The organism is Brucella intermedia LMG 3301, from assembly GCF_000182645.1.
Taxonomy (GTDB): Bacteria; Pseudomonadota; Alphaproteobacteria; order Rhizobiales; family Rhizobiaceae; genus Brucella; species Brucella intermedia.
In genome coordinates, this window is sequence record NZ_ACQA01000001.1 from 527,530 (window position 1) to 551,149 (window position 23,620).

The following is a 23,620-nucleotide window of genomic DNA, read 5'->3' on the forward strand; positions in this document are numbered from 1 at the left end:
CGCGTCACATCTTTTCGATGATCTTCTGGTCGCCTTCATATGCCTTGCCATTGGCGGCGATGATGGCGGGAACGATATCTTCCGCCTTGTCGATGACCAGCGGTTTCACCTGATGCGCGGTGTGCAGAAAGCCTTCCGCCATCATATGCTCAAGTAGCGAGAGCATCGGCTGCCAGAAATTGTTGATGTTTGCGAAAACCATCGGCTTGCGATGCTTGCCAAGCTGCGCCCAGGTCATCATTTCCACGATTTCCTCAACCGTGCCGATGCCGCCGGGCAGCGTGACGAATGCGTCCGATTTCTGGAACATGAGATGCTTGCGCTCGTGCATGTCGCCGACGACGATAAGTTCGGTCAGCTGTTCGGCCTTTTCAAGGCTTGCTTCCTTGTCGAGCAGGAAGGTCGGGATGATGCCGGTAACCTCGCCGCCAGCTTCCATCACGCCTTGCGCAACCGCGCCCATGATGCCGCGCGTGCCGCCGCCATAAACAAGGCGCAGACCGTGTTCGGCAATGGACCGGCCAAGCGCAACGCCCGCATCGCGATAGATGGGATTCAGGCCCGTAGACGAGCCGCAATAAACACAGATGGATCGAATCTCAGACATGATTTCTTGTGCTCTTTTGGTCTTTCAGCGTCAAGCGCCTCCGGTTTCATTTTGCGGAGAAGATTAGCGGCGGGCGGCGGTCGCGGTTGGACATTTGTGGAGATTGTTATATCTCAATCGGTATGTGTTTCAGATCGGGAAGTGGATTGGATATGAAGAACTGGGTTGTGTTTCTCGGGCTCATCTTTGCCGCGTCATCCGCGTCGGCGGGCGAAATCAATATCAAGCTGCCGGACGACACCGAAGTGACGACCAACTCCGTTCTCTACAAATGCGGCGAGAAAAATGTCTCGGTAACCTACTACAACGCCGGTGATATTTCGCTTGCGGAACTGGAGCTGGAAGACGAAACCGTCATCGCCTCCAATGTCATCTCCGGCTCTGGAGCCAAATATGCCGGCGGCGTTTACATCTGGTGGACCAAGGGCGAAACGGCCGATCTTTATAACCTTATGGACGATCCGGACCAGTCGAAGCCGACAAACTGTGTAGAACAATAACCCTGCTAATAAAAAGCCTCGTACCTTTTGCTGTTTCGGTGCAGATTTCTTGTGGGGGGAAGCCAAAAGCTATAAACCCGTCATTAAAGTCTCTGGCGTGGGTTTCGAAACGAAATGCAAAAGAACAGTTTAGGATTGCTCGGTATCGGGTTCGTCGCGATCGTCGTCGGGCTCGGCCTTTATTGGAATGCGACACGATCTCGCGTTGAGGCACCGCAGTCCGATGTCGCCGCGCCAGCATCGAACAATGCGCCAGCCCAGCCCCAGGCGGCGCCGTCCGAGACAAAAGCACCAGAAGCGCAGGGATCCGCGGCGACGAAGCCCGCGAGCGAGGCCGCGACAGGCGATGCGAAGCCTCAGGCCACGCCGACCCAAGAACCTGCCGCGCAGGCACATGCCGCTTCCCCACAACAGCAGAACAACACGCCGATTTTCGATCTCCTGCGGGTCGAGCCAGATGGTTCGGTGGTGATCGCAGGCAAGGCGCTTCCCAATGCCGATGTCGAAGTCGTGGCAGGCGCGACTGTTGTGGGTAAGGCCAAGGTGGGACCCAATGGCGATTTCGCCATCGTTCTGGATGAGCCCTTGAAGGCGGGAGACCATCAGTTGGTCCTGCGTTCGACCGGCGCAGACAACAATGTCGCCACCTCCGCGCAGACTGCCATCGTATCGGTGCCTGAAACCAGGTCGGGGCAGGTGCTGGCGCTGGTTGAGGAGCCGGGGCAGGCGAGCCGCCTGATTACGAAGCCGGAAACGGCGCCCAAGCCGCAGGACAATACGGAGGCCGCTCCCGAAGCTGCCTCCAAGGCCGACAAGCCGGCAGCCAAGCCCGCGCAGGCTTTGCCGATTGCAATCGAGGCGGTGGAGATCGAAGGCCAGTCGGTTTTCGTGGCAGGCAAGGCCAATGGCGGCAATCGCGTCATCGTCCACGCCAACGATACATTGCTTGGCGCAAGCCTCATTTCGCCGGATGGCCGTTTCCTTGTGCAGAGCAAACAGCCGCTCAGTGTCGGTGACTATATCATTCGCGCCGACCTGCTCGACAACGCCAACCGCGTTCTGGCGACGGCACGAGTTCCGTTCCGCCGCGAAGCTGGCGAGAATATCTCCGCAGTTGCTTCCGATACGGAAGGCCAGACGACCACGCCTTCGGAAGTGCATGGTGAAGCTGCGGCTCCCCTGCAGAAAGTGGAAGGCTCCGTCATCATCCGGCGCGGAGATAATCTCTGGACGATATCCAAGCGCACCTATGGTAAAGGCACGCGATACACGACTATCTATCTCGCCAATCGCGACCAGATCCGCAATCCGGACCTGATCTGGCCAGGGCAGGTCTTCAATATGCCGAAGGAACCTTTGGGTGAGGATGAGGTGAAGCGCCAGTTGGAAGATCACGCCAACTGACCATGGTTTTCAAACCGGTTTCGGCGGGGGCGGTGGTCACGATAGTGTGTTTTCATATTGCCGCGCTTTTGGAGAAAGAACGCCTCGAAAACTTGAAGTCTGGAGCATAATCGTATATCGTCGATATACGATGAAGATAATTCTCGACAAGAATTCAGCTGAGGCTGTTTCCGATCTCGCGGAGATCGGGATTGACGATGAAGCCGCGGCGCGCATTTGCGCGGCGCTCGGCCATCCTGTCCGTATTCGCATTATCCGGCAGTTGATGATGGAGGATGCCTGCTGCTGCAAGGATATTGTCGGCAAGCTCGACCTTGCTCAATCGACGGTCTCCCAGCACCTCAAGGTTCTCGTGCAGGCCGGTCTTATCGATTATCGGCCTGAGCGCCAGTCGTCGCGTTACAGCGTCAACTGGCAGCAAATGAACGCTGTCCGCACGCATTTTGCTTCGTTCAAAGGCGCATGCTGCGGCTAGAACCTATCCCGAGAAGCGGGAGCCGGTTTTCGGAAAAGATGTGTCAAACAAACAGATAAAGCGATGACGGAGTTCATCTCGTACGAAATCGCTTGAGCCCACCGACTTGAAAGAACGCACCATGAGTTCCCCCAAAACGGTTTCCGCCGATTCCGGCGAGACGTTCAAGACATTGCGAAATCTCTGGCCCTATATGTGGCCGTCCGACAGGCCGGATCTGCGCATGCGCGTCGTCTGGGCCACGTTCTATCTGGTGATTTCCAAGATCGTGCTCATCCTCGTCCCCTATTTCTTCAAATGGGTGACGAATGCCTTGACCGGCCAGTTGAACCCGCCGGATTATATTCCGCTGTTTCTGGTCGGTGCGGTGATGCTGGTGCTGGCTTATAACGGCGCCAAGATCATACAGGCCGGTCTCAACCAGCTTCGCGACGCCTTGTTTGCGAGCGTCGGCCAATATGCGGTGCGCCAGCTGGCCTATAAGACCTTTGTGCACATGCACCAGCTGTCTCTGCGTTTCCATCTGGAAAGACGCACGGGCGGGCTTTCGCGCGTCATTGAGCGCGGCACCAAGGGGATTGAAACGATTGTCCGCTTCACCATCCTCAACACGCTGCCTACCATTCTGGAATTTGCGCTGACGGCGGTTATTTTCGCCTTCGCCTACGGCATTTCCTATCTCCTTGTCGTTGCCGCAACGGTCTGGCTTTATACCTGGTTTACGATCAAGGCGAGCGACTGGCGCATCAGTATCCGCCGGGAAATGAACGATTCCGATACGGAGGCCAACACCAAGGCGATCGACTCGCTTCTCAATTTCGAAACAGTCAAATATTTCGGCAACGAGAACATGGAAGCCAAGCGCTTCGATGCTTCGATGGCGCGTTATGAAAAGGCGGCTACCCAGACCTGGACCTCGCTTGGCTGGCTGAACTTCGGCCAGGCCGTGATCTTCGGTGTCGGCATGGCAATTGTCATGGTCATGTCCGCTCTGGAAGTCCGTGCCGGAACGCAGTCCATCGGCGACTTCGTTTTCATCAATGCCATGCTGATGCAACTGTCCATTCCGCTCAACTTCATCGGCTTTATCTATCGTGAAATCCGTCAGGGCCTCACCGATATCGAGCAGATGTTCGACCTTCTCGATGTGAAGCAGGAAGTCGTCGACAAACCCGGTGCGCCAGCATTGAAGATCGACAAGGGCGCGATCCGCTTTGAAGACGTGCATTTCGCCTATGATGCGAACCGCCCGATCCTAAAGGGGATCAGTTTTGAAGTTCCGGCAGGAAAGACGGTCGCGATTGTCGGGCCGTCGGGTGCGGGCAAATCCACGATCTCGCGGCTTCTGTTCCGCTTCTACGATGTGCAGTCAGGAACGGTTTCCATCGACGGGCAGGATGTCCGTGATGTCGCGCAGGAAAGCCTGCGCAAGGCCATCGGCATGGTGCCGCAGGATACCGTGCTGTTCAACGATACGATAGCCTATAACATCCGCTATGGCCGCCCCGATGCAACGAATGAAGAGGTGGAAAAGGCGGCAGAACTCGCGCAGATTTCCAGCTTCATCAAGCATTTGCCGGAGGGCTATAAGTCGATGGTCGGTGAACGCGGCCTCAAGCTTTCGGGCGGTGAGAAACAGCGTGTCGCCATTGCCCGCACGATCCTGAAGGCTCCGCCCATCCTCATCCTCGATGAGGCGACTTCGGCACTCGATACGGCAACCGAACAGGAAATCCAGTCCGCGCTCGACATTGTCAGCCGGGGGCGCACCACGCTTGTCATCGCGCATCGCCTGTCGACCGTTATCGGCGCTGATGAAATCATCGTCCTGAAGGATGGCCTGATCGCCGAAAGAGGCACGCATCGCATGCTGCTCAAGCACAAGGGGCTTTATGCTTCCATGTGGGCTCGCCAGCGCGAGGCCGATGAGGCGGAAGAACGTCTGCGCCAGGTGCGGCAAAGCGACGAACTGGGCGTCGTTACGCGCGGTGTCCCGGCGGCGGAATAGTCGGTTCGCGGGGTCGCTCGGTATATTAGGGCGCGATCACGTGCCCTAACAGCCGTGAATAATTTGCGAAATGGATTTTGATTCCGGATAGGATGAGGTAAATAACGGCCAAACTCAAAGGAAGAGCGATGAGCCTTACTGACACTATCCGCAATACTTTCGTGCCGATCCATCGGGAAGGCTATCCGTTTATCGCGGGCTTTTTCGTGGTTTCGCTCATTCTGGGCTGGCTCTGGGACCCGCTGTTCTGGATCGGTATGGTGCTGACCGTCTGGTGCATCTATTTCTATCGTGATCCCGAGCGCGTGACGCCAATGGACGATGATCTGGTCATCAGTCCCGCCGATGGCAAGGTTTCCTTTGTCGGCCCCGCAGTGCCGCCAGCCGAGCTGGACCTTGGCGCCGAGCCGCGTATGCGCGTGTCGGTTTTCATGAATGTGTTCTCGGTACATATCAACCGTTCCCCCGTGCGCGGCAAGATCGAGAAGGTCGTGCATCGTCCGGGCAAATTCCTCAATGCGGAACTGGACAAGGCTAGCACGGATAACGAACGCAATAGCGTGCTGATCGAAAGCCCGCATGGCAAGATCGGTGTTGTCCAGATCGCTGGCCTCGTTGCCCGGCGCATTGTTTGCTGGTCGAACGAGGATGACGATCTGTCCGTTGGCGAACGGTTCGGCCTGATCCGCTTCGGATCGCGGGTCGATGTCTATCTGCCGGCAGATGCGACCGTTCGTGTCGCGGTTGGCCAGACGGCAGTCGCCGGTGAAACCGTGCTGGCCGATTATGGCAGCGGACGCGGTGAGCCAGTGGTGCGGATCGCTTAAGCCGATGGAAGCGCCTTTTCCGCCTTTTGAGCCCAACGGCCGCGTGGATTCATCGCGCGGCCCGAAGCTGTCGCAGATACCCCTGCGTATCGTCGTTCCCAATGTCATCACAGTTCTCGCCATCTGTGCCGGTCTGACCGGTATTCGTCTGGCCTTTGAAAACCGTTTCGAGCTTGCCGTCGTGATGGTGCTCGTAGCAGCCTTTCTTGACGGCATCGACGGGCGTGTGGCCCGCATGATGAAGGGATCGTCCAAGTTCGGCGCCCAGATGGATTCGCTCGCCGACATCGTCAATTTCGGCGTAGCGCCTGCTCTGGTGCTCTATGCCTTCATGCTTGATCAGGCGCGTTCCTTCGGCTGGATCGCGGCGCTTCTCTACGCCATTGCCTGCTGCCTGCGGCTGGCACGTTTCAATGTCATGCTGGAAGACCCGAACCGCCCGGCCTGGCAAAGCAACTATTTCATAGGCGTGCCCGCACCTGCAGGCGCAATGCTCGTCCTGCTGCCGGTTTATCTCGGTTTTCTCGGCCTGACCCCAACGCGGGCGCTCGCTTTCGGTGTGGCGGTCTATACCGTGGCCATTGCGTTTCTGCTGGTAAGCCGCCTGCCGGTTTATAACGGCAAATCGGCCGGCAGCCTTGTCCGACGCGATATCGTCATGCCGCTGATCCTGTTCGTGGTTGTTTACGTCGCGTTCCTGATGAGCTTCACCTGGCAGACATTGAGCATCACGGCGCTCGCCTATCTCGCTTTCCTTCCGTTCAGTCTGGCAGCGTGGAACAGGCGTGAAGCTGCTGACAGAAAGGCTGCTGAGGCGGCCAGCGACGAAGAGGACGCGTCGTCAGAGGAAAACTGATGGCAACGCCCGTCTGATGAAACGAACGCGCTCCTCGACCGGTGATTTCGGGAGGAGCGCGATCTCATATCCGAGCCGCCTGTAGGTTTTGTCCATTGCATCGAACGTACGCACGGCTTCATCGAAATCCTGCTTGCGTTCCGTATCCTGCCCGAAGATTTCGGCCCATGGCGGTGCCAGGAACACGGTACTGTTGTATCTGATCCGGCGGGCGGCCTCCTCGATATGCTGTGGCACGGGCAGGTCGCACAGCGTCAGATAGCCGATCACATCGGGAACGCCGCGGTCGAAGAAAACGGTACCAGCCTGTTGTTCTGCCATGGCGTGAGAGCGCATCTCCCAACAAAGCATCAACTCTGCAAAGAGTGCGCGATCACTCCACGGGAGGGCGCTGCCGCCGATTGCGACCTGATCCTGGATAATGGCGCGTCCGGCTTCAACGGTGCGGGAAAAACCGCCCTTTTCGAGCGCATCGATCAGTGTGCTTTTGCCTGATCCCGGTCCGCCGCTGATGATGATGAAACGCTGGTGATCTTTAATCATAAGTCCTCCAATAGCAAAGTGAATGCGCGCGAAGACGGTCCGCGCGTGACGAAGGGTCTGAAAGTGGGAGAATTGGCCGCTGAAAAAGGAGCCGTCAGGTGGCTACCGCGTGTCCCGAAAAGTGTGAAACGGTTTTCGGGCAAGGTGGACGTCAAAAAATCACCGATCTGATTCAATCGGATCGTGACGCGGTAGGTCAATAAACAAAATAGAACCGGCCTTGCAGGGAAACAAGGCCGGAAAAAGAAATCAGCTCGGCAGATGGTAGTCCAGGAAGCGATCCTGGCGCACATCGAAGAGCTTGCCGGTGACATCCAGGGCAGGATCGGCAAGCTTGACGATCTTCTCTGCCACCGACTGCGGCGTCGGCAATGTTTCCGGATCTTCGCCCGGCATGGCCTGCGCACGCATTGCCGTGCGGGTCGCTCCCGGATTGACGGAGTTGACCTTGAGCTTCATCTGCTTCGTTTCTTCGGCCCAACTGCGCGCCATGACTTCGACGGCAGCTTTCGAGGCAGCGTAAGGTCCCCAGAAGGCCCGGCAGGTGTGCGCCACGCCGGATGAAAGCAGAATGGCCCGTCCCGCATCCGAAGCACGCAGAAGCGGATCGGTGGAACGGATGAGGCGCCAGACGCTGGTGACATTGACGTTCATGACCTTCTCGAAAGTCTTGGCTTCGACGTGCCCGATCGGGGAAATCGTGCCCAACACGCCCGCATTGGCAACCATTATGTCGAGCTTGCCCCAGCGCTCATGAATGGAGCCGCCGAGGCGATCGATGGCTTCCATGTCGGTAATGTCGAGAGGCACCAGCGTGGCGCTGCCTCCGAGTTTACGGATATCATCGTCCAGCTCTTCCAGTCCGCCGACCGTGCGTGCGACCGCGATGACATGCGCGCCGCGTTTTGCCAGTTCGAGCGAAAGAAAATAGCCAATACCGCGCGATGCGCCTGTCACCAGTGCGATGCGGCCCGTAAGGTCGATACTCATCTAGTCCCCATATGTCATTCAAACACAAGAAACAGGCGGCCTTTTGAGCCGCCTGAGTGGAAGGATTTTGCGATCAGCCGTTGCTGGCGAGGAGAGACAGCGTATGGACGTTGCTCTCGCCTTCCTGATCGAGGAGACGGGTCGGATATTCACCCGTGAAGTAGTGATCGGTAAAGGCAGGTGCCTTCGGATCACGTGGTTTGCCGCCGACAGCCTTGTACAACCCGTCGATGGAAAGGAACGCAAGGGAATCCGCGCCGATATAGCGACACATGGATTCGAGGTCCTTGTGCTGGTTTGCCAACAGCTTATCGGCATGGGGGGTGTCGATACCGTAGAAATCCGGATGGTAAATCATTGGACTTGCCACGCGGATATGCACTTCCTTGGCGCCTGCATCGCGGATCATCTGCACGATCTTGACGGAAGTGGTGCCGCGCACGATGGAATCATCCACCAGCACGACGCGCTTGCCTTCGATCATGGCGCGATTGGCCGAGTGCTTCAGCTTGACGCCAAGCGCACGAATTTGCTGCGTCGGCTCGATGAAGGTGCGGCCCACATAATGGTTGCGGATAATTCCATATTCGAACGGAATGCCGCTGGCCTGCGCGAAACCAAGAGCGGCAGGCGTGCCACCATCGGGCACCGGCACGATCACGTCGGCTTCGATACCGGCTTCCTTGGCAAGCTCCATGCCCATGTTCTTGCGCGCGACATAGACGCTGCGACCGCCGACGACGGAGTCGGGGCGGGCGAAATAGACATACTCAAACAGGCAGAGCCGTTCCGGCTGCGGGTTCTCGGGCTTGATGGATTCCGTGGTTATGGAGCCGTCCTTCTGGATCTCGCAGATGATGACTTCGCCGTTTTCGACATCGCGAATATATTTCGCACCGATGATATCGAGGGCGCAGGTTTCCGAGCAGAAGATAGGCTTGCCATCAAGCTCGCCCATGACGAGCGGACGGATGCCGATGGGATCGCGCGCGGCGATCAGTTTTGTGCGGGTCAGCGCCAGCATGGCATAGCCGCCTTCGACCTGCCGGATGGCATCGACGAAACGGTCGGAGGAGGATGAGTGGCGCGAGCGGGCAATCATATGCAGCACGACTTCGGTGTCGGAGGTCGCCTGGAAGATCGCGCCCGAAGCGATCAACTGCTTGCGCAGCGTAATGCCGTTGGTGAAGTTGCCGTTGTGGGCAATGGCGATGCCGCCGACTTCCAGTTCCGCGAACAATGGCTGCACGTTGCGCAGGATCGTCTCGCCGGTGGTGGAATAGCGCACATGGCCGATGGCGCGGTCGCCCGGCAGGCGGTTCAGCGTTGCCGCGTCGGTGAAATGATCGCCGACGAGGCCCATGTGGCGTTCGGAATGAAAACGGCGGTTGTGATAGGAAACAATGCCGGCGGCTTCCTGCCCGCGATGCTGGAGGGCATGCAGGCCCAGCGCCGTCAGCGCGGCAGCGTCCTCGTGGCCAAGAATGCCAAATACGCCGCACTCTTCATGCAGGGTATCTTCATCCAGCATGAAGGAGGCATTTTCAGAAGAATGGCTGGTCATTGCCGCAAGGCCTTTCGATTGCAGAGGCAACTAAAGCATGTTCCGGAAAAGGGAAAACCGGTTTTCCGATTTACGACATGCGTAAAGACTTCAGGCGCCTCTCTATCACAAGATGGCTTTTTGTTAAAAGCGAAGAGTTCATCGATGCGTCGATATGATCTCATGAACATCAGTATCGCATGACGCTCACGAATAATCTCGCAAATTCCCGCCTGAAATATGATCGCGGATGCAAAATGACAATGTCTGAACGTCGATATGGCTGTTTTGCATTGACCATGTTTATTTCCGGAATTGAAAAAGCCGTCAGCGGGGCTGGCGGCTTCTCCATATCTCGGAACGGCTTATTGCTGTGCAGGCGTATCGTCCGGAACCGGCGCTTCTTCCTGCTCGCCGGAAGCGGGAGCAGTCTGTTGAGGCTTGAATTTTTCAATCATCTGGTCGGGATTTGCTGGCAGAAGGTCGATCAATTGTTGGCCGAACGAATCGAGCATCGGCTTTGATTTCGCATTCGTTACCCAAGCTGGCTGGTTTGTCGGGACGAGCCAGTTGAAGAACAGCATGGCGACGACAACGAGAAGCACCCCGCGTACACCGCCAAACAGAAAGCCAAGCGTGCGGTCGAGTGCACCGATACGGCTATCGATGATGAAATCGGCGATCTTCATCGTAATCAATGACACGACAATCAACACCACGAGGAAAACCGCGCCAGCGGCTGCAATCTTCGCGATGGTTTCGTTGTTGATATACGGTTGTACGAAAGGCAGAACTGGTTGGTAGAATAGATAAGCTGCAGCGGCAGCCGCAGCCCATGACACCAGCGACAGCACCTCGCGGGAAAAACCGCGCACCATCGCCAGAATGGCTGAAACCAGCGTTATCCCGAGCAGAATTCCATCAAGCATGGTTATCGGCATTCTGGCCTGTCCTCAGTTATTATGCGCAAAATGATCCATGCGCAGGGCAGTCAAAGATGCTGAAGTTTATCACCGGAAGGTTGACAGATTCTTCCAGTCATAAAACTCCAGATTTATTGCTTCTTTCCGGAGCCTGAAGCCGCGATGCGCGCAACAAGATCGGGCAAGGCGGAAGTTTCCATGAGGCGGAAGCTGCGATCTTTCCAGAGTTCGCCACTGCCACCGGGCACTTCTGCCTGCCGGAAGCCGAGTTTCTCCGCTTCCTTGAGCCTCTGTACCGCATGCGTTACCGCACGAACAGCACCGGAAAGGCTGATTTCGCCGAAATAAACACAATCTGGCGGAAGGGCAATACCGGCCATGGATGAAACAAGTGCAGCAGCCACAGCTATATCCGCAGCAGGCTCGCTGATACGATAACCGCCCGCAACATTCAGGTAGACATCGTGCTGGCCGAAACGAACGCCGCAATGCGATTCGAGAACGGCGAGGATCATGGCAAGCCGTCCGCCATCCCAGCCGACGACCGCACGGCGGGGGGTGCCGAGCGAGGAGGGGGCAACAAGCGCCTGTATTTCCACCAGGACCGGACGCGTGCCTTCCATGCCGGCGAAGACCGCCGCACCCGGAGCCTTCGCATTGCGCTCACCAAGGAAGAGTTCGGACGGGTTGGACACTTCGCGCAGGCCCCCGTCGGACATCTCGAAGACGCCGATCTCGTCGGTCGGACCGAAACGGTTCTTCACCGTGCGCAGGATGCGGTAGTGATGCCCGCCTTCGCCTTCGAAATAGAGAACGCCATCGACCATATGTTCTACCACACGAGGCCCGGCGATCTGGCCTTCCTTGGTGACATGGCCCACAAGCACCACAGCGGCGCCCGTCTGCTTGGCATAGCGGATCAGCGCCTGCGCGGAGGAACGCACCTGCGTCACGGTTCCCGGTGCGGAATCCGCCATGTCGGTCCACAGCGTCTGGATCGAATCGATGATGACGAGATCGGGCCGTTTGGTGTCTGAAATGGTGGCGATAATGTCCTCGACATTGGTTTCGGCGGCAAGCTCCACCGCTGACGATGCCACACCCAGACGCTGCGCGCGCAGCCTGATCTGGGCGACGGCTTCTTCGCCCGAAACATAAACGATGCGATGGCCGCGATTGGAAAGGGCGGCGGCTGCCTGCGTCAGCAAGGTGGATTTGCCGATCCCAGGATCGCCGCCGATGAGAAGAGCGGAACCGCGCACGAAACCGCCGCCTGTCACGCGGTCAAGCTCGCTTATGCCGGAAATGATGCGTGGCGCGTCTTCTATGTCGCCGGAGAGCGAGGTCAGCGCCACGGCGCGTCCCTTGCGCTTGGACAACATGGCGCCGGGTCCGGAGCCGATGCCGCTATTGGTGCCTTCCTCGACAAGCGTGTTCCACTCGCCGCAGGAGTCGCACTTGCCCGCCCAGCGCGAATGGACCGTGCCACAGTTCTGGCAGATGAATTGAACGCGCGCCTTGGCCATCAGACGCGTCCTTTGACTTGGGAAAACTTATTCATACTGCTCCGGCAGATAAGAACCCTCGGCCAGATCTGCAAATCGCGTGAATTCAGACTGGAAGGCGAGTTTGACGGTGCCGGTCGGACCATGACGCTGCTTGGCGATAATCACGTCGGCGGTGCCGCGCACCTTTTCGAAATGCTGCTTCCATTCCTCGTATTTCGGATCGAACTCGTCACGCGGCTCGAGGTTCTTGACGTAATATTCCTCACGGAACACGAAGAGCACCACGTCGGCGTCCTGCTCGATGGAGCCCGATTCACGAAGGTCGGAGAGCTGGGGGCGCTTGTCGTCGCGGCTTTCCACCTGACGGGAGAGCTGTGAGAGCGCGATGATGGGAACGTTGAGTTCCTTGCCCAGCGCCTTGAGGCCGGTAGTGATTTCCGTGATTTCCTGCACGCGGTTCTGTGCGGAAGCTTTCGATGAGCCGGTCATCAGCTGCACATAGTCGATGACGAGAACGTCGAGGCCGCGCTGGCGCTTCAGGCGACGCGCGCGTGCTGCAAGCTGGGCGATCGAGATACCGCCGGTCTGATCGATATACAGCGGGATTTTCTGCATCACCTGCGAGCACGCGACCAGCTTTTCGAAATCGGTTTCGGTGATGTCACCGCGGCGGATTTTCGAGGAGGAAACCTCCGTCTGCTCGGAAATGATACGGGTTGCGAGCTGTTCCGCCGACATTTCGAGCGAGAAGAACCCGACGACACCGCCATTGACGGCCTTCATCGAGCCGTCGGCCTGCTGTTCGCCTTCATAGGCGTTGGCGATGTTGAAGGCGATATTGGTGGCAAGCGAGGTCTTGCCCATGCCCGGACGACCAGCGAGGATGATCAAGTCCGAGGGTTGCAAGCCGCCCATCTTGGCGTCAAGCGAATGAATGCCGGTCGAAACGCCGGAAAGATGGCCATCGCGCATGAAAGCGGCGTTGGCCATGTCCACGGCAGTCGTCACCGCGTCCTTGAAGGGCAGGAAGCCACCGTCATACCGTCCCGTCTCCGCCAGTTCGAACAGGCGTCGCTCGGCATCTTCGATCTGTTCCTGCGGCGCCATGTCAACCGGCGCGTCATAGGCAACGTTCACCATGTCTTCGCCGATGCCGATCAGCGCGCGGCGCGTCGCCAGATCGTAAATCGCACGACCATAGTCTTCGGCGTTGATGATGGTGACGGCTTCGGTGGCGAGGCGCGTCACATACTGGAATATGGTGAGATCGCCCACCTTGCCTTCGGTGGGCAGGAAGGTCTTCATCGTCACCGGATTGGCCATCTTGCCAACGCGGATGAGATCGGTGGTGATCTCATAGATGCGACGATGCAGCGGCTCGAAGAAATGGGTAGGCTTCAGGAAGTCCGATACCCGGTAAAACGCATCATTATTGATCAGAATGGCGCCGAGCAGCGCCTGTTCCGCTTCAATATTGTGGGGTGCTTCGCGATAGAGCGCGTCTTTCTGCTCCCGCGCGTCGTCGAGTTTGCGTACCGCCGCTTCCGCCATGATTCCAAATCCTGTCCCTGATGCAACCAGCTAGCCCTCAAGCGATGCCAAACGCAACGAAGCTTCGGGTGATTCCAGCTGGAAGAGACAAGCTATACCATGATTCACACTGATCCACAGTTTCGATCTCGGTTTTGTCAGTCCGCTGTTGACGCGGACCGACTCTCCGATTGGCGGGAATGGTTTCAGGCGTTCATACTTTTCTTGACCGCCCGCACCTCGCTATTGGCTCCCTTGGGAGCACTGTCGAGACGTTTAAGGCGTTTTTCTTCGGCCTCGATATAGTTGCGGGTCAGCGGAACAGATTCCTGCTTGTGGGCGATCTGGATGTGGAACACCATCATGTTCTGCCAGCGGAACGCGCTTTCCGATGCGGCCAGATAGAATTCCCACATCCGGCAGAAGCGCTCGTCATAAAGCGCTTTGGCCTTGTCGCGATTGGCCATGAACGCCTCTCGCCATGCTTTCAGTGTTTCGGCGTAATGCAGCCGCAGGATTTCTATGTCGGTGACATAGAGTCCAGCTTTCTCGATATGCGGCAGAACTTCCGAAAGCGCCGGAATATAACCGCCGGGGAAGATATATTTGCGGATGAATGGATTGGTCGCACCCGGCCCATCGGCCCGTCCGATGGCGTGCAGCAGAAAAACACCATCCGGCTTCATCAGCCGCGCGACATGCTGGAAATATTCAGCGAAATGCCCCACGCCGACATGTTCGAACATGCCCACCGAAACAAGCCTGTCAAACTTGTCGTCGATGTTGCGATAATCGGTCAGCTCGAATTTCGCCCTGTCGGCCAGCCCCTCATCCCTTGCGCGCTGGTTGGCGATGGCGTGCTGCTCTTCGGACAAGGTTACGCCTGTGACATTGGCCTTGAGGTGGCGAGCCAGATAAAGCCCCATGCCGCCCCAGCCGCAGCCGATATCGAGAACCTTGTCGCCCTCCTTTACCAGCATCTTGGCGGCGATGTGGCGTTTCTTGGCGAGCTGCGCTTCGGCAAGCGTGGCGTTCGGCGGATCGAAATAGGCGCAGGAATACTGCTTGTCGGGATCGAGAAACAGGTCGTAAAGCTCGCCCGAGAGATCGTAGTGACTTTTGATATTGCTCGACGAACGCGAAATCGTGTTCATCTGCTGGAAGCGGCGGAAGAGCACGCGCAGTTTTCCGGCGGCTTTCATCCATGGCTCGGTCGCTGCCGTCGGCCCGGTGTTTTCGAACACCACCTGAAGCAGCGTATAGATATCGCCTTCCAGGAAATCGATCTCGCCATCCATGAAACATTCGGCAAGCTTCAGTTCCGGGTCGAGCGCAACGGCGCGCTCGGCGTGCTTGGTCTTGAACTGAACATGAACCGGCGCGCCGGTCTTGTCGCCATACTGAAATCGCGACCCCTCCGAATCGGTGACCGTCAGGTCACCGGTTTTAATCATATGCGAAAGAACAGTACGCAACATTCCATACATCGGCCCCATCTCCTCTCCAGGATTGAAGCGAGTGCACGTCCATGCGTTTGCATGGCAGGCGGCGGTGCAAGGTATCAGAGCCGCTCTGTCATCAGATTTCAGGCAATATCCCAGTCGGTCAATCGGCCTTGGGAAAGCCCAAGCAACGCAGACGTTTCCGTCGGCACCCTCTGCAATCCAACACTAATGAACAGAATAGGGAGTTTTACCGATCTGAAAAGAGAAAATGCCCGGCGAAGGCCGCCGGGCATGATCATATAAAGTTTACCACGATGGGAATGAGCGACGCTTGGCCGGGCATTCCCACGGATAATAGGTGGCTAATTAAGCCTGATCTTCAGCTTCGTCTTCGTCGTCGAAAACTTCTTCCGACAGAGGCTGTTCTTCGATGCCGTAGATGGCTTCGATCGAGGTCAGGTCTTCACCCTTTGCCTGACGTTCGGCTTCTTCAGTCGAACGGGCGATGTTGACGGTTACCTGAACCTGAACTTCCGGATGCAGCGAAATCGAGACTTCGTGCAGGCCGATCGTCTTGATCGGGTGGTTCAGTTCAACCTGGTTGCGGTGCAGGGTAAAGCCGTTGGCCGAAATGATTTCGGCAATGTCACGGGTCGAAACGGAACCGTAGAGCTGGCCGGTTTCACCAGCCGAACGCACGACGATGAAGCTTTCGCCATTGAGCTTTTCAGCAACGGCACTGGCTTCGTTCTTGCGTTCCAGGTTCTGGGCTTCGAGCTGGGCGCGCTGGCCTTCGAACTTCTTCTTGTTGGCTTCGTTGGCACGAAGAGCCTTGCCCTGCGGGAGCAGGAAGTTACGGGCATAGCCATCCTTGACCTTGACGGTTTCGCCCATCTGGCCGAGGCGGCCAATGCGTTCCAGAAGAATGACTTCCATTGGAGTTTCCTTTCGAGTTTCTGATCGGGTTTACTGACTGTCGGCGCCAGGCATTTTCGAAACCGGCGCGCCGCGCGAAGTGTCGAAAAGTCCGAGAACCATGAAGATGAAAAGCAGGAATGCGAAAAGTATGATCGCAAAGTAGGCAAGCCACAGCGCCACCGGGCGCCAGACCTTGCCGCGTGTGCGAAAATGCATGATGGCAAGACCTGACATCATGAAGCCTGCGCTGAGAGCGCCGGCGATGACGGTCGCAATCAATCCGGGCGCCGCCGGGAAGAAATGCGACCGCAAGAGCGACCGCGAAGACAAGCAAAGCCGGGCGCGGCATGCGCAGCGTCGCGGGCCAGTCGTCACGCGGACGGCGCAGGCGACCCGACATCGAGATCAGGCGCTGCGCCAGATAAAGATTGCCAACGAGAATAGCGAGGCAGGTTGCCGGCTGGATTGCAGGCAAGACGACCATCAGGAGCGCGGTCACATTGTCCCGAATGTCTTCGCTGGCCGTGAACTGGGGATCGGCTTCCGCAAGTTGGTCGATAAGGGTGCTAGCGAGTTCGCGCGCCATGTCCGGGCCGAACCCAAGAATGGCGCCGATGACGATGAAGCTGAGCGCCACCATCAGGGCAAGGCGGAAGATGATGTCCGACAGCGGATACCAGACCAGAATATCCTTCGGTCCGCCGAGTTCTTCCGCTGGCCGTGCGAGGCCGGAAAGATACGCTCCCGTCGCCGCAGGTACGAAGCTCGTCAACGCCATCAGGAGTGCTGCGATCGGAACAGCGACTACGCCGACGGCAACCGTGGCGGTGGCGGCGGCAACGATACCGGCGCTCGACCCCCAGCCAAGGGCAACGACGAAGATGGGAAGCGGTGTCAGGAAATAGAGAACCATGGCCATGGCGGCGGCCATCGCGCCACCTTGCATGATGACGCCGGACGACATCAAGGCCGAGGCAAGCCCCGCCAATATGCCGATACCGATAATGGTTCCATTGAATTTCATCAGTTTCGCTGTCCTGCTCCGGTCTGGCCGGTTCGTGCAGTTAGAGGACCCTGCCCCAACTCGGGTTTTTGGTACATCCGCTACGCCCATCGCAACGGAGGAAACGGGAGGAGGCGAACCACCTCCCGAATTCGTGTTCTTACTTCACAACGTAAGGCAGCAGGCCGAGGAAACGGGCGCGCTTGATCGCCTTGGCGAGTTCACGCTGCTTCTTCTGGCTGACGGCCGTAATACGGGAAGGAACGATCTTGCCGCGTTCGGAAATGTAACGCTGCAGAAGCTTGATGTCCTTGTAGTCGATCTTCGGTGCGTTTGCGCCGGAGAACGGGCACGTCTTGCGACGGCGATGGAAAGGACGACGGGTCGGGATCTGATTGATATCAACCATGATTATGCTCCTTCACCAACTTCGTTGTCGCGCGGGCGACGCGGGCCGCGATCACCGCGATCGCCACGGTCGAAACCACCTTCACGGCGGCGCGGACGATCATCACCATCGCGTTCGCGACGGTCGTCACGGCGGGTGAGCATGGCCGACTGGCCTTCTTCATGTTCGTCAACGCGAACGGTGAGGAAACGAAGAACGTCTTCGTTGATACGCATCTGGCGTTCCATTTCGGCAACGGCTGCAGCCGGAGCGTCGATGTTCACGAGCGTGTAATACGCCTTGCGATTCTTCTTGATGCGGTAGGTGAGGGGACGCAGACCCCAGCTTTCGACCTTACCGACCTTGCCGCCATTAGCTTCGAGGACACCCTTGTACTGTTCGACGAGAGCGTCGACCTGCTGCTGGGAAATGTCCTGGCGGGCAAGAAGCACATGTTCATAAAGAGCCATTGGCTTTGCCTTTCTTCTGTTACAACATGCTAACACCAGCGGCTAAGCCTCTGCGACTTCTCTTGATCCGGCAGGCCGGAGAAGAAAGGACGCGCAACTTGAGACGGTCGAGAGCGGAGACACGGGAGGCAGAAGCGCTTATGACTTCTACGGACAATAGCGCAATTAATTGCACTGTTTGACCGGCCCTCCGTTCAGCCCCCAGCTGGTGCCGAGCAATGAACGGGCGGCTATTACGTGTTTTTCCCCGGCTTTGCAAGGCGCAAACGACACAAAAACCGGGAAATACTTGACTTTGCTGCCCGCGCTGGGGCACATCGCGCCAAATTGTGCAATTAATTGCAAAGATGAAAGAGGTTTTCATGGCGGTAGCATTCACTTTTCCCGGGCAGGGCAGCCAGGCTGTAGGCATGGGCAAGGCTCTGGCAGAGCAGTTTGCAGAAGCGCGTGCTGTTTTCGAGGAAGTGGACGCGGCACTGGGCGAAAAGCTTTCCGCTACCATGTTCGAGGGACCGGAAGACGTACTGACGCTGACCGCTAATGCCCAGCCTGCGCTGATGGCGGTCTCGATGGCCGTGCTGCGGGTCATGGAAGCGCGCGGCTTTTCCCTGAAGGATAAGGTTTCCTACGTCGCCGGGCATTCGCTTGGTGAATATTCCGCGCTTTGCGCGGCAGGAACATTCTCGCTTGCCGATACGGCACGTCTCCTGCGCATCCGAGGCAACGCGATGCAGAAAGCCGTTCCCGTCGGCGAAGGCGCCATGGCGGCCATCATCGGTCTGGAGCATGGCGACGTGGAAGCTGTCTGTGCAGAAGCAAAATCCTCGGGCTCGGTCCAGATCGCCAATGACAATGGCGGTGGTCAGCTCGTTATTTCCGGCTCCAAGGCTGCGGTCGAACTGGCTGCCGGGCTGGCGTCCGAAAAAGGTGCCAAGCGCGCCATCATGCTGCCGGTGTCCGCGCCCTTCCATTCGACTTTGATGGGGCCTGCCGCTGACGCCATGCGCGAAGCGCTCGCTTCGGTCGAAAAGCACAATCCAATCGTTCCGCTTATCGCCAATGTGCGCGCAGCGCCCGCCACCGATGCCAACGAGATTGCCGATCTACTCGTCGAGCAGGTCACGGGTCAGGTGCGCTGGCGTGAAACTGTCGAATGGTTTGCGACCAATGGCGTCACCACGCTTTATGAAGTAGGTTCGGGCAAGGTTCTGACCGGTCTGGCGCGCCGCATCTCGAAGGATGTGGCTGGCGTGGCTGTCGGTTCGGCTGAAGAAATCGAAGCGGCGCTCGCCGCCCTCAACGCTTAAAAGGGACTTCGCATGTTTGATCTGACTGGCCGCAAGGCTCTGGTAACCGGCGCAACCGGCGGCCTCGGTGAAGCGATTGCCCGCGCACTTCATGCGCAGGGCGCAATCGTGGGCTTGCATGGCACGCGTGAGGAAAAGCTGAAAGAACTTGCCGCTGAACTTGGCGACCGCACCTTCATCTTTCCGGCCAATCTTTCCGACCGCGAAGCTGTAAAGGCCCTCGGCCAGAAGGCCGAAGAGGAGATGGGCGGCGTCGACATTCTGGTCAACAATGCCGGGATTACCCGCGACGGGCTCTTCGTTCGCATGAGCGACGAGGACTGGGATGCCGTGTTGAACGTCAACCTGACGTCCGTCTTCAACCTGACGCGCGAACTGACCCATCCCATGATGCGCCGCCGCAATGGCCGCATCATCAACATCACCTCCATCGTTGGCGTCACCGGTAACCCCGGCCAGGCGAATTACTGTGCATCGAAGGCAGGGCTGATCGGCTTCTCCAAGTCGCTGGCGCAGGAAATCGCAAGCCGCAATGTTACAGTGAACTGCATCGCTCCGGGCTTCATCGAATCGGCCATGACCGACAAGCTGAACGAAAAGCAGAAGGATGCGATCATGAGCAATATCCCCATGAAGCGCATGGGCGTTGGGGGCGATATTGCTGCTGCCGTCGTCTATCTGGCAAGCGATGAGGCAGCTTATGTGACCGGCCAGACCCTGCACGTCAATGGTGGCATGGCCATGATCTAACCCTCCTTCTCCCCTCGATTATGGTATAAAATGCCTTAATACGGGGGGTGGAGAAGGAAAAGGCGCTTTGCCTTGCTCAAGAAGCATGGTAATGCGCCCATCGAGAATTGCGGCATTCTGAGTAGAAGCGCTGCGATCCTGTTCCGAAAGGAATATCCACAGGATGACTGTCCGGGCGGCTTCGCTCGAAACTTGGCAGACATCTTATAACTTGATTACAATCCTGCATGCCGCTAACCAAGGCAGAGCAACAAACACACAGGTCGAGGTTCCGACATGAGCGATACCGCAGAGCGCGTCAAGAAAATCGTTGTTGAACATCTGGGCGTAGATGCCGACAAGGTCACGGAAGGCGCAAGCTTCATCGATGACCTCGGCGCAGACAGCCTCGACACGGTCGAGCTGGTCATGGCTTTCGAAGAAGAATTCGGCGTTGAAATTCCTGACGACGCTGCCGAAACGATCCTCACGGTCGGCGACGCTGTGAAGTTCATCGACAAGGCTTCTGCCTAATCTGAACTTGAGCATTGGGCTGGGGTTCTCGCGAATCCCGGCCCTGCTTGTCTTTGGCTGTTTCTTTCGTATTCACGGTCGAAACGCACATGCACAAAGGTCCGTTCGAGGCCTGTTGTGAATCTGTCCGAACGCTGGTCGAGAACGCGTTCGATATGGCAGGCTCCGGTATTAACAATTGGAGCACCATCCCTTTCAGTCAGGCCCGGACATATGTTCTGCCGGTTAAAGCCTGCGGGGCGCGGTGCTTGTGACATAACAGAATTTTAAGGGGTGGATATGAGGCGTGTCGTCATCACCGGTCTTGGTCTGGTGTCGCCGCTTGCCAGCGGTGTCGAAGAGACCTGGAAGCGTCTTATTGCCGGTGAAAGCGGTGCTCGCCGCATCACGGAATTTGAAGTTGATGATCTGGCCTGCCAGATTGCCTGCCGCGTCCCGGTTGGCGATGGCACCAATGGCACCTTCAATGCCGACCTCCATATGGAGCCGAAGGAACAGCGCAAGGTTGATCCTTTCATCGTTTATGCCGTCGGCGCTGCCGATCAGGCGCTGGACGACGCCAACTGGCATCCAGAAAGCGACGAAGACCAGGTTCGCACCGGCGTTCTTATCGGTTCCGGCATCGGCGGCATCGAAGGCATCGTCGAAGCGGGCTATACGCTGCGCGACAAGGGTCCGCGACGCATCTCGCCATTCTTTATTCCCGGCCGTCTGATCAATCTGGCTTCCGGCCATGTTTCCATCAAGCACAAGCTGCGCGGCCCGAACCACGCGGTCGTCACCGCCTGCTCGACCGGCGCGCACGCCATTGGCGACGCTGCCCGCCTGATCGCTTTCGGCGATGCGGATGTGATGGTCGCTGGCGGTACGGAATCCCCGGTAAGCCGCATCTCGCTTGCAGGCTTCGCTGCCTGCAAGGCGCTCTCCACGAAGCGCAACGATGACCCGACCGCGGCATCGCGTCCTTATGATGAAGACCGCGACGGCTTTGTCATGGGTGAAGGTGCGGGCGTTGTGGTTCTTGAGGAGCTTGAACACGCTTTGGCGCGCGGCGCGAAGATCTATGCCGAAGTCATCGGTTATGGTCTTTCCGGCGATGCTTACCACATCACCGCTCCAAGCGAGAACGGCGAGGGTGCGCAGCGCTGCATGGAAATGGCCATCAAGCGCGCCGGAATCACGCCGGACCAGATCGACTACATCAATGCGCATGGCACTTCGACCATGGCCGATACCATCGAACTGGGCGCTGTCGAGCGCGTGGTTGGCGACGCCGCGTCGAAAGTTTCGATGTCTTCGACCAAGTCGTCCATCGGTCACCTGCTGGGTGCTGCTGGTGCTGCCGAGGCGATTTTCTCGACGCTTGCCATCCGCGATAACATCGCGCCTGCGACGCTCAATCTGGACAATCCTGCGGTCTCCACGAAGATCGATCTGGTTCCACACAAGGCCCGTGAACGCAAGATCGATGTGGCGCTGTCGAACTCCTTCGGGTTCGGCGGAACCAATGCTTCGCTGATCCTGCGCCGATATTCCTGATCGGTATTGCTGAAATAAATCTCGGAATCAAAAAACGCGGGGATTTCTCCGCGTTTTTGCCAAAATATAACCGGATGCGATGTTTAAAATTGTGAACACCGGTTAGTGTGGTCGCAACTCCGAAGAGTTTCATCCGCTCTGACGAAATTAAGTGCATAGCCGTTCTGGGCGGCATTCGACGGAAATGTCGGAAGCTGCGCCAAAAAAGATAGACGGAGCTTTTCGTATAGTTTGGCTGAACTATTCAGGGCTCTGGACCGAGGTGATTGAGTGAATTCAGAGGCACCATCCGGAACACCGCCCGCGGACGAGCAGCCCACGGGCGCGACGCAGGAAACGAACGCGACTTCAAAGCCGTTCGTGCCGAAATCTGCGTCTGAAGCTCTGCGCCCCGAGCCGGGAACGCCGCCGCCGCGCAAGCGTTCACGCCATGCGCGCAGCCAGATCGTGGTGTTCATGAACTTCATGCTGTCGCTCGTCGTGCTCGTTCTGCTCGGCGCGTCCGCCTTGTTCTATTTCGGCAAGATGCAGTTCGATGCTCCGGGTCCGCTTGCTGCCGAGACCACATTTCTTGTCAAGCGCGGTGCCGGCATTGCCGAAGTCTCCAATAGTCTGGAAAACCGTGAAATCGTCAGCGATGCGCGCATCTTCCGCTATGGTATGCGCACGCTCGGACACGAAAATGATCTGAAGGCGGGCGAATACGCCATCCCTGCCGGGGCGACGATGCGCGATGTGATGAATATTCTCATCAGCGGCAAGTCCATCATGTATCCGCTGACCATCCCGGAAGGTCTGACGGTGAAGCAGATTTTCGACCGTATTTCGGTTGATCCGATTCTTGTCGGAGATATGCCGAAGGACATGCCACCGGAAGGCTCGCTCTTCACCGATACGCTGAATTTCACTCGCGGCACGACGCGTTCGGAAATCATCGACCGTATGATCGCCTCCCAGAAGAAGCTCGTGGACGAAGCCTGGGCAAAGCGTAATCCCGACCTGCCGGTCAAGGACAAGAACGAATTCGTGACGCTGGCTTCCATCGTGGAAAAGGAAACCGGGATCGCGTCCGAGCGCCCGCATGTGGCCTCGGTCTTCGTCAACCGCCTGAAGAAGGGCATGCGCATCCAGTCCGATCCGACCATCATCTATGGTCTGTTCGGTGGGGCCGGCAAGCCGTCTGATCGCCCGATCTTCAAGTCGGACATCGAAAAGCCGACGCCTTACAACACCTATGTGATCAACGGTCTGCCGCCGACGCCCATTGCCAATCCGGGCAAGGCGGCACTGGAAGCTGTTGCCAACCCGCTGGATACGGAAGACCTCTATTTCGTCGCCGACGGAACGGGTGGCCACGTGTTCTCAAAGACGTTGCAGGAGCACAACGCCAATGTTCGCAAGTGGCGCTCCGTGGAACAGCAGAGGAATAGCGGCAACGTTCCAGATCAGAGCGCGGGACAATAGAGCGGCCTCTGGTGAGTTTGTTTTAACCGAAGCCGGCGGCAGATGCCGGCTTCGGTTCGGTTTTTGAGTAAGTCCGCACCTCTGCGGACATGAGTTGAGGGGATGGAAC

The 23,620-nt window shown here is 57.8% G+C and carries 22 protein-coding genes and 1 pseudogene; 11 read left to right on the plus strand and 12 right to left on the minus strand.

Going from position 1 to position 23,620, the window contains the following annotated elements; translation table 11 throughout:
* Nucleotides 1-4 precede the first annotated feature (4 nt).
* Nucleotides 5-607 (minus strand): LOG family protein, encoded by a 603-nt coding sequence (locus OINT_RS02445; protein WP_006466204.1) that lies wholly within the window; start codon nucleotides 605-607, stop codon nucleotides 5-7.
* 152 nt (nucleotides 608-759) lie between these two features.
* Between OINT_RS02445 and OINT_RS02450 the strand changes: the two genes are divergently transcribed.
* The 6 genes from OINT_RS02450 to pssA all read left to right on the plus strand — a co-directional run bounded on the left by OINT_RS02450 (nucleotide 760) and on the right by pssA (nucleotide 6,677).
* Entirely contained in the window at nucleotides 760-1,107 is a 348-nt protein-coding gene (locus OINT_RS02450; protein ID WP_006470667.1) for an MliC family protein, read from the plus strand.
* Nucleotides 1,108-1,221: 114 nt separating this feature from the next.
* Nucleotides 1,222-2,511, plus strand: coding sequence for an Ig-like domain-containing protein (locus OINT_RS02455; RefSeq protein ID WP_006466206.1), 1,290 nt, complete (start codon nucleotides 1,222-1,224; stop codon nucleotides 2,509-2,511).
* 130 nt (nucleotides 2,512-2,641) lie between these two features.
* Nucleotides 2,642-2,986 carry an ArsR/SmtB family transcription factor gene (locus OINT_RS02460; RefSeq protein ID WP_039852302.1) on the plus strand — a complete coding sequence of 115 codons (345 nt, stop codon included), beginning with the start codon at nucleotides 2,642-2,644 and terminating at the stop codon, nucleotides 2,984-2,986.
* 121 nt (nucleotides 2,987-3,107) lie between these two features.
* Nucleotides 3,108-4,994 carry an ABCB family ABC transporter ATP-binding protein/permease gene (locus tag OINT_RS02465; protein ID WP_039852303.1) on the plus strand — a complete coding sequence of 629 codons (1,887 nt, stop codon included), beginning with the start codon at nucleotides 3,108-3,110 and terminating at the stop codon, nucleotides 4,992-4,994.
* 128 nt (nucleotides 4,995-5,122) lie between these two features.
* On the plus strand, nucleotides 5,123-5,821 hold the full coding sequence (locus OINT_RS02470; protein WP_006466209.1) for a phosphatidylserine decarboxylase: 699 nt from the start codon (nucleotides 5,123-5,125) through the stop codon (nucleotides 5,819-5,821).
* A 4-nt stretch (nucleotides 5,822-5,825) separates the two neighbouring features.
* Nucleotides 5,826-6,677: a CDP-diacylglycerol--serine O-phosphatidyltransferase gene (pssA, locus tag OINT_RS02475; protein ID WP_006470670.1), complete on the plus strand. Its 852-nt coding sequence runs from the start codon at nucleotides 5,826-5,828 to the stop codon at nucleotides 6,675-6,677.
* On the opposite strand, the gene OINT_RS02480 is transcribed toward pssA, so the two are convergent.
* From OINT_RS02480 to rpsF, 11 genes and pseudogenes are all read right to left on the minus strand, one after another.
* Nucleotides 6,663-7,220 (minus strand): AAA family ATPase, encoded by a 558-nt coding sequence (locus tag OINT_RS02480; protein ID WP_006466211.1) that lies wholly within the window; start codon nucleotides 7,218-7,220, stop codon nucleotides 6,663-6,665. The two genes, pssA and OINT_RS02480, sit on opposite strands and share 15 nt — an antisense overlap.
* Nucleotides 7,221-7,469: 249 nt before the next feature.
* Complete coding sequence (locus tag OINT_RS02485; protein WP_006466212.1) at nucleotides 7,470-8,210, minus strand: SDR family NAD(P)-dependent oxidoreductase; 741 nt, start codon at nucleotides 8,208-8,210, stop codon at nucleotides 7,470-7,472.
* A 73-nt stretch (nucleotides 8,211-8,283) separates the two neighbouring features.
* Nucleotides 8,284-9,774, minus strand: coding sequence for an amidophosphoribosyltransferase (gene purF / locus OINT_RS02490; RefSeq protein WP_025091916.1), 1,491 nt, complete (start codon nucleotides 9,772-9,774; stop codon nucleotides 8,284-8,286).
* Nucleotides 9,775-10,118: 344 nt separating this feature from the next.
* Nucleotides 10,119-10,694, minus strand: a complete 576-nt coding sequence (locus OINT_RS02495) for a CvpA family protein (RefSeq protein ID WP_006466214.1) — start codon at nucleotides 10,692-10,694, stop codon at nucleotides 10,119-10,121.
* A gap of 113 nt (nucleotides 10,695-10,807) precedes the next feature.
* Nucleotides 10,808-12,202: a DNA repair protein RadA gene (radA, locus tag OINT_RS02500; protein ID WP_006466215.1), complete on the minus strand. Its 1,395-nt coding sequence runs from the start codon at nucleotides 12,200-12,202 to the stop codon at nucleotides 10,808-10,810.
* Nucleotides 12,203-12,229: 27 nt separating this feature from the next.
* Complete coding sequence (locus tag OINT_RS02505; RefSeq protein WP_006466216.1) at nucleotides 12,230-13,735, minus strand: replicative DNA helicase; 1,506 nt, start codon at nucleotides 13,733-13,735, stop codon at nucleotides 12,230-12,232.
* A gap of 185 nt (nucleotides 13,736-13,920) precedes the next feature.
* Entirely contained in the window at nucleotides 13,921-15,201 is a 1,281-nt protein-coding gene (locus tag OINT_RS02510; RefSeq protein WP_025091917.1) for an SAM-dependent methyltransferase, read from the minus strand.
* 324 nt (nucleotides 15,202-15,525) lie between these two features.
* Nucleotides 15,526-16,095, minus strand: a complete 570-nt coding sequence (rplI, locus tag OINT_RS02515) for a 50S ribosomal protein L9 (protein ID WP_006470673.1) — start codon at nucleotides 16,093-16,095, stop codon at nucleotides 15,526-15,528.
* A gap of 30 nt (nucleotides 16,096-16,125) precedes the next feature.
* A pseudogene (locus OINT_RS02520) lies at nucleotides 16,126-17,101 on the minus strand (DUF2232 domain-containing protein).
* Between the two features lie 139 nt (nucleotides 17,102-17,240).
* Nucleotides 17,241-17,489, minus strand: coding sequence for a 30S ribosomal protein S18 (gene rpsR / locus OINT_RS02525; protein ID WP_006466219.1), 249 nt, complete (start codon nucleotides 17,487-17,489; stop codon nucleotides 17,241-17,243).
* Between the two features lie 2 nt (nucleotides 17,490-17,491).
* Nucleotides 17,492-17,938 carry a 30S ribosomal protein S6 gene (rpsF, locus tag OINT_RS02530; RefSeq protein ID WP_025091919.1) on the minus strand — a complete coding sequence of 149 codons (447 nt, stop codon included), beginning with the start codon at nucleotides 17,936-17,938 and terminating at the stop codon, nucleotides 17,492-17,494.
* 362 nt (nucleotides 17,939-18,300) lie between these two features.
* Between rpsF and fabD the strand changes: the two genes are divergently transcribed.
* The 5 genes from fabD (at nucleotide 18,301) to mltG (ending at nucleotide 23,511) form a co-directional block, all read left to right on the plus strand.
* On the plus strand, nucleotides 18,301-19,245 hold the full coding sequence (gene fabD / locus OINT_RS02535) for an ACP S-malonyltransferase (protein WP_039852861.1): 945 nt from the start codon (nucleotides 18,301-18,303) through the stop codon (nucleotides 19,243-19,245).
* 12 nt (nucleotides 19,246-19,257) lie between these two features.
* Entirely contained in the window at nucleotides 19,258-19,995 is a 738-nt protein-coding gene (fabG, locus tag OINT_RS02540; RefSeq protein ID WP_006466222.1) for a 3-oxoacyl-[acyl-carrier-protein] reductase, read from the plus strand.
* 276 nt (nucleotides 19,996-20,271) lie between these two features.
* The gene (locus tag OINT_RS02545) at nucleotides 20,272-20,508 is read left to right on the plus strand and encodes an acyl carrier protein (RefSeq protein ID WP_002963616.1); all 237 of its coding nucleotides are present in this window, start codon (nucleotides 20,272-20,274) and stop codon (nucleotides 20,506-20,508) included.
* A gap of 279 nt (nucleotides 20,509-20,787) precedes the next feature.
* Complete coding sequence (gene fabF / locus OINT_RS02550; protein WP_025091922.1) at nucleotides 20,788-22,047, plus strand: beta-ketoacyl-ACP synthase II; 1,260 nt, start codon at nucleotides 20,788-20,790, stop codon at nucleotides 22,045-22,047.
* Between the two features lie 270 nt (nucleotides 22,048-22,317).
* Complete coding sequence (gene mltG / locus OINT_RS02555) at nucleotides 22,318-23,511, plus strand: endolytic transglycosylase MltG (protein WP_006466224.1); 1,194 nt, start codon at nucleotides 22,318-22,320, stop codon at nucleotides 23,509-23,511.
* Nucleotides 23,512-23,620 lie beyond the last annotated feature (109 nt).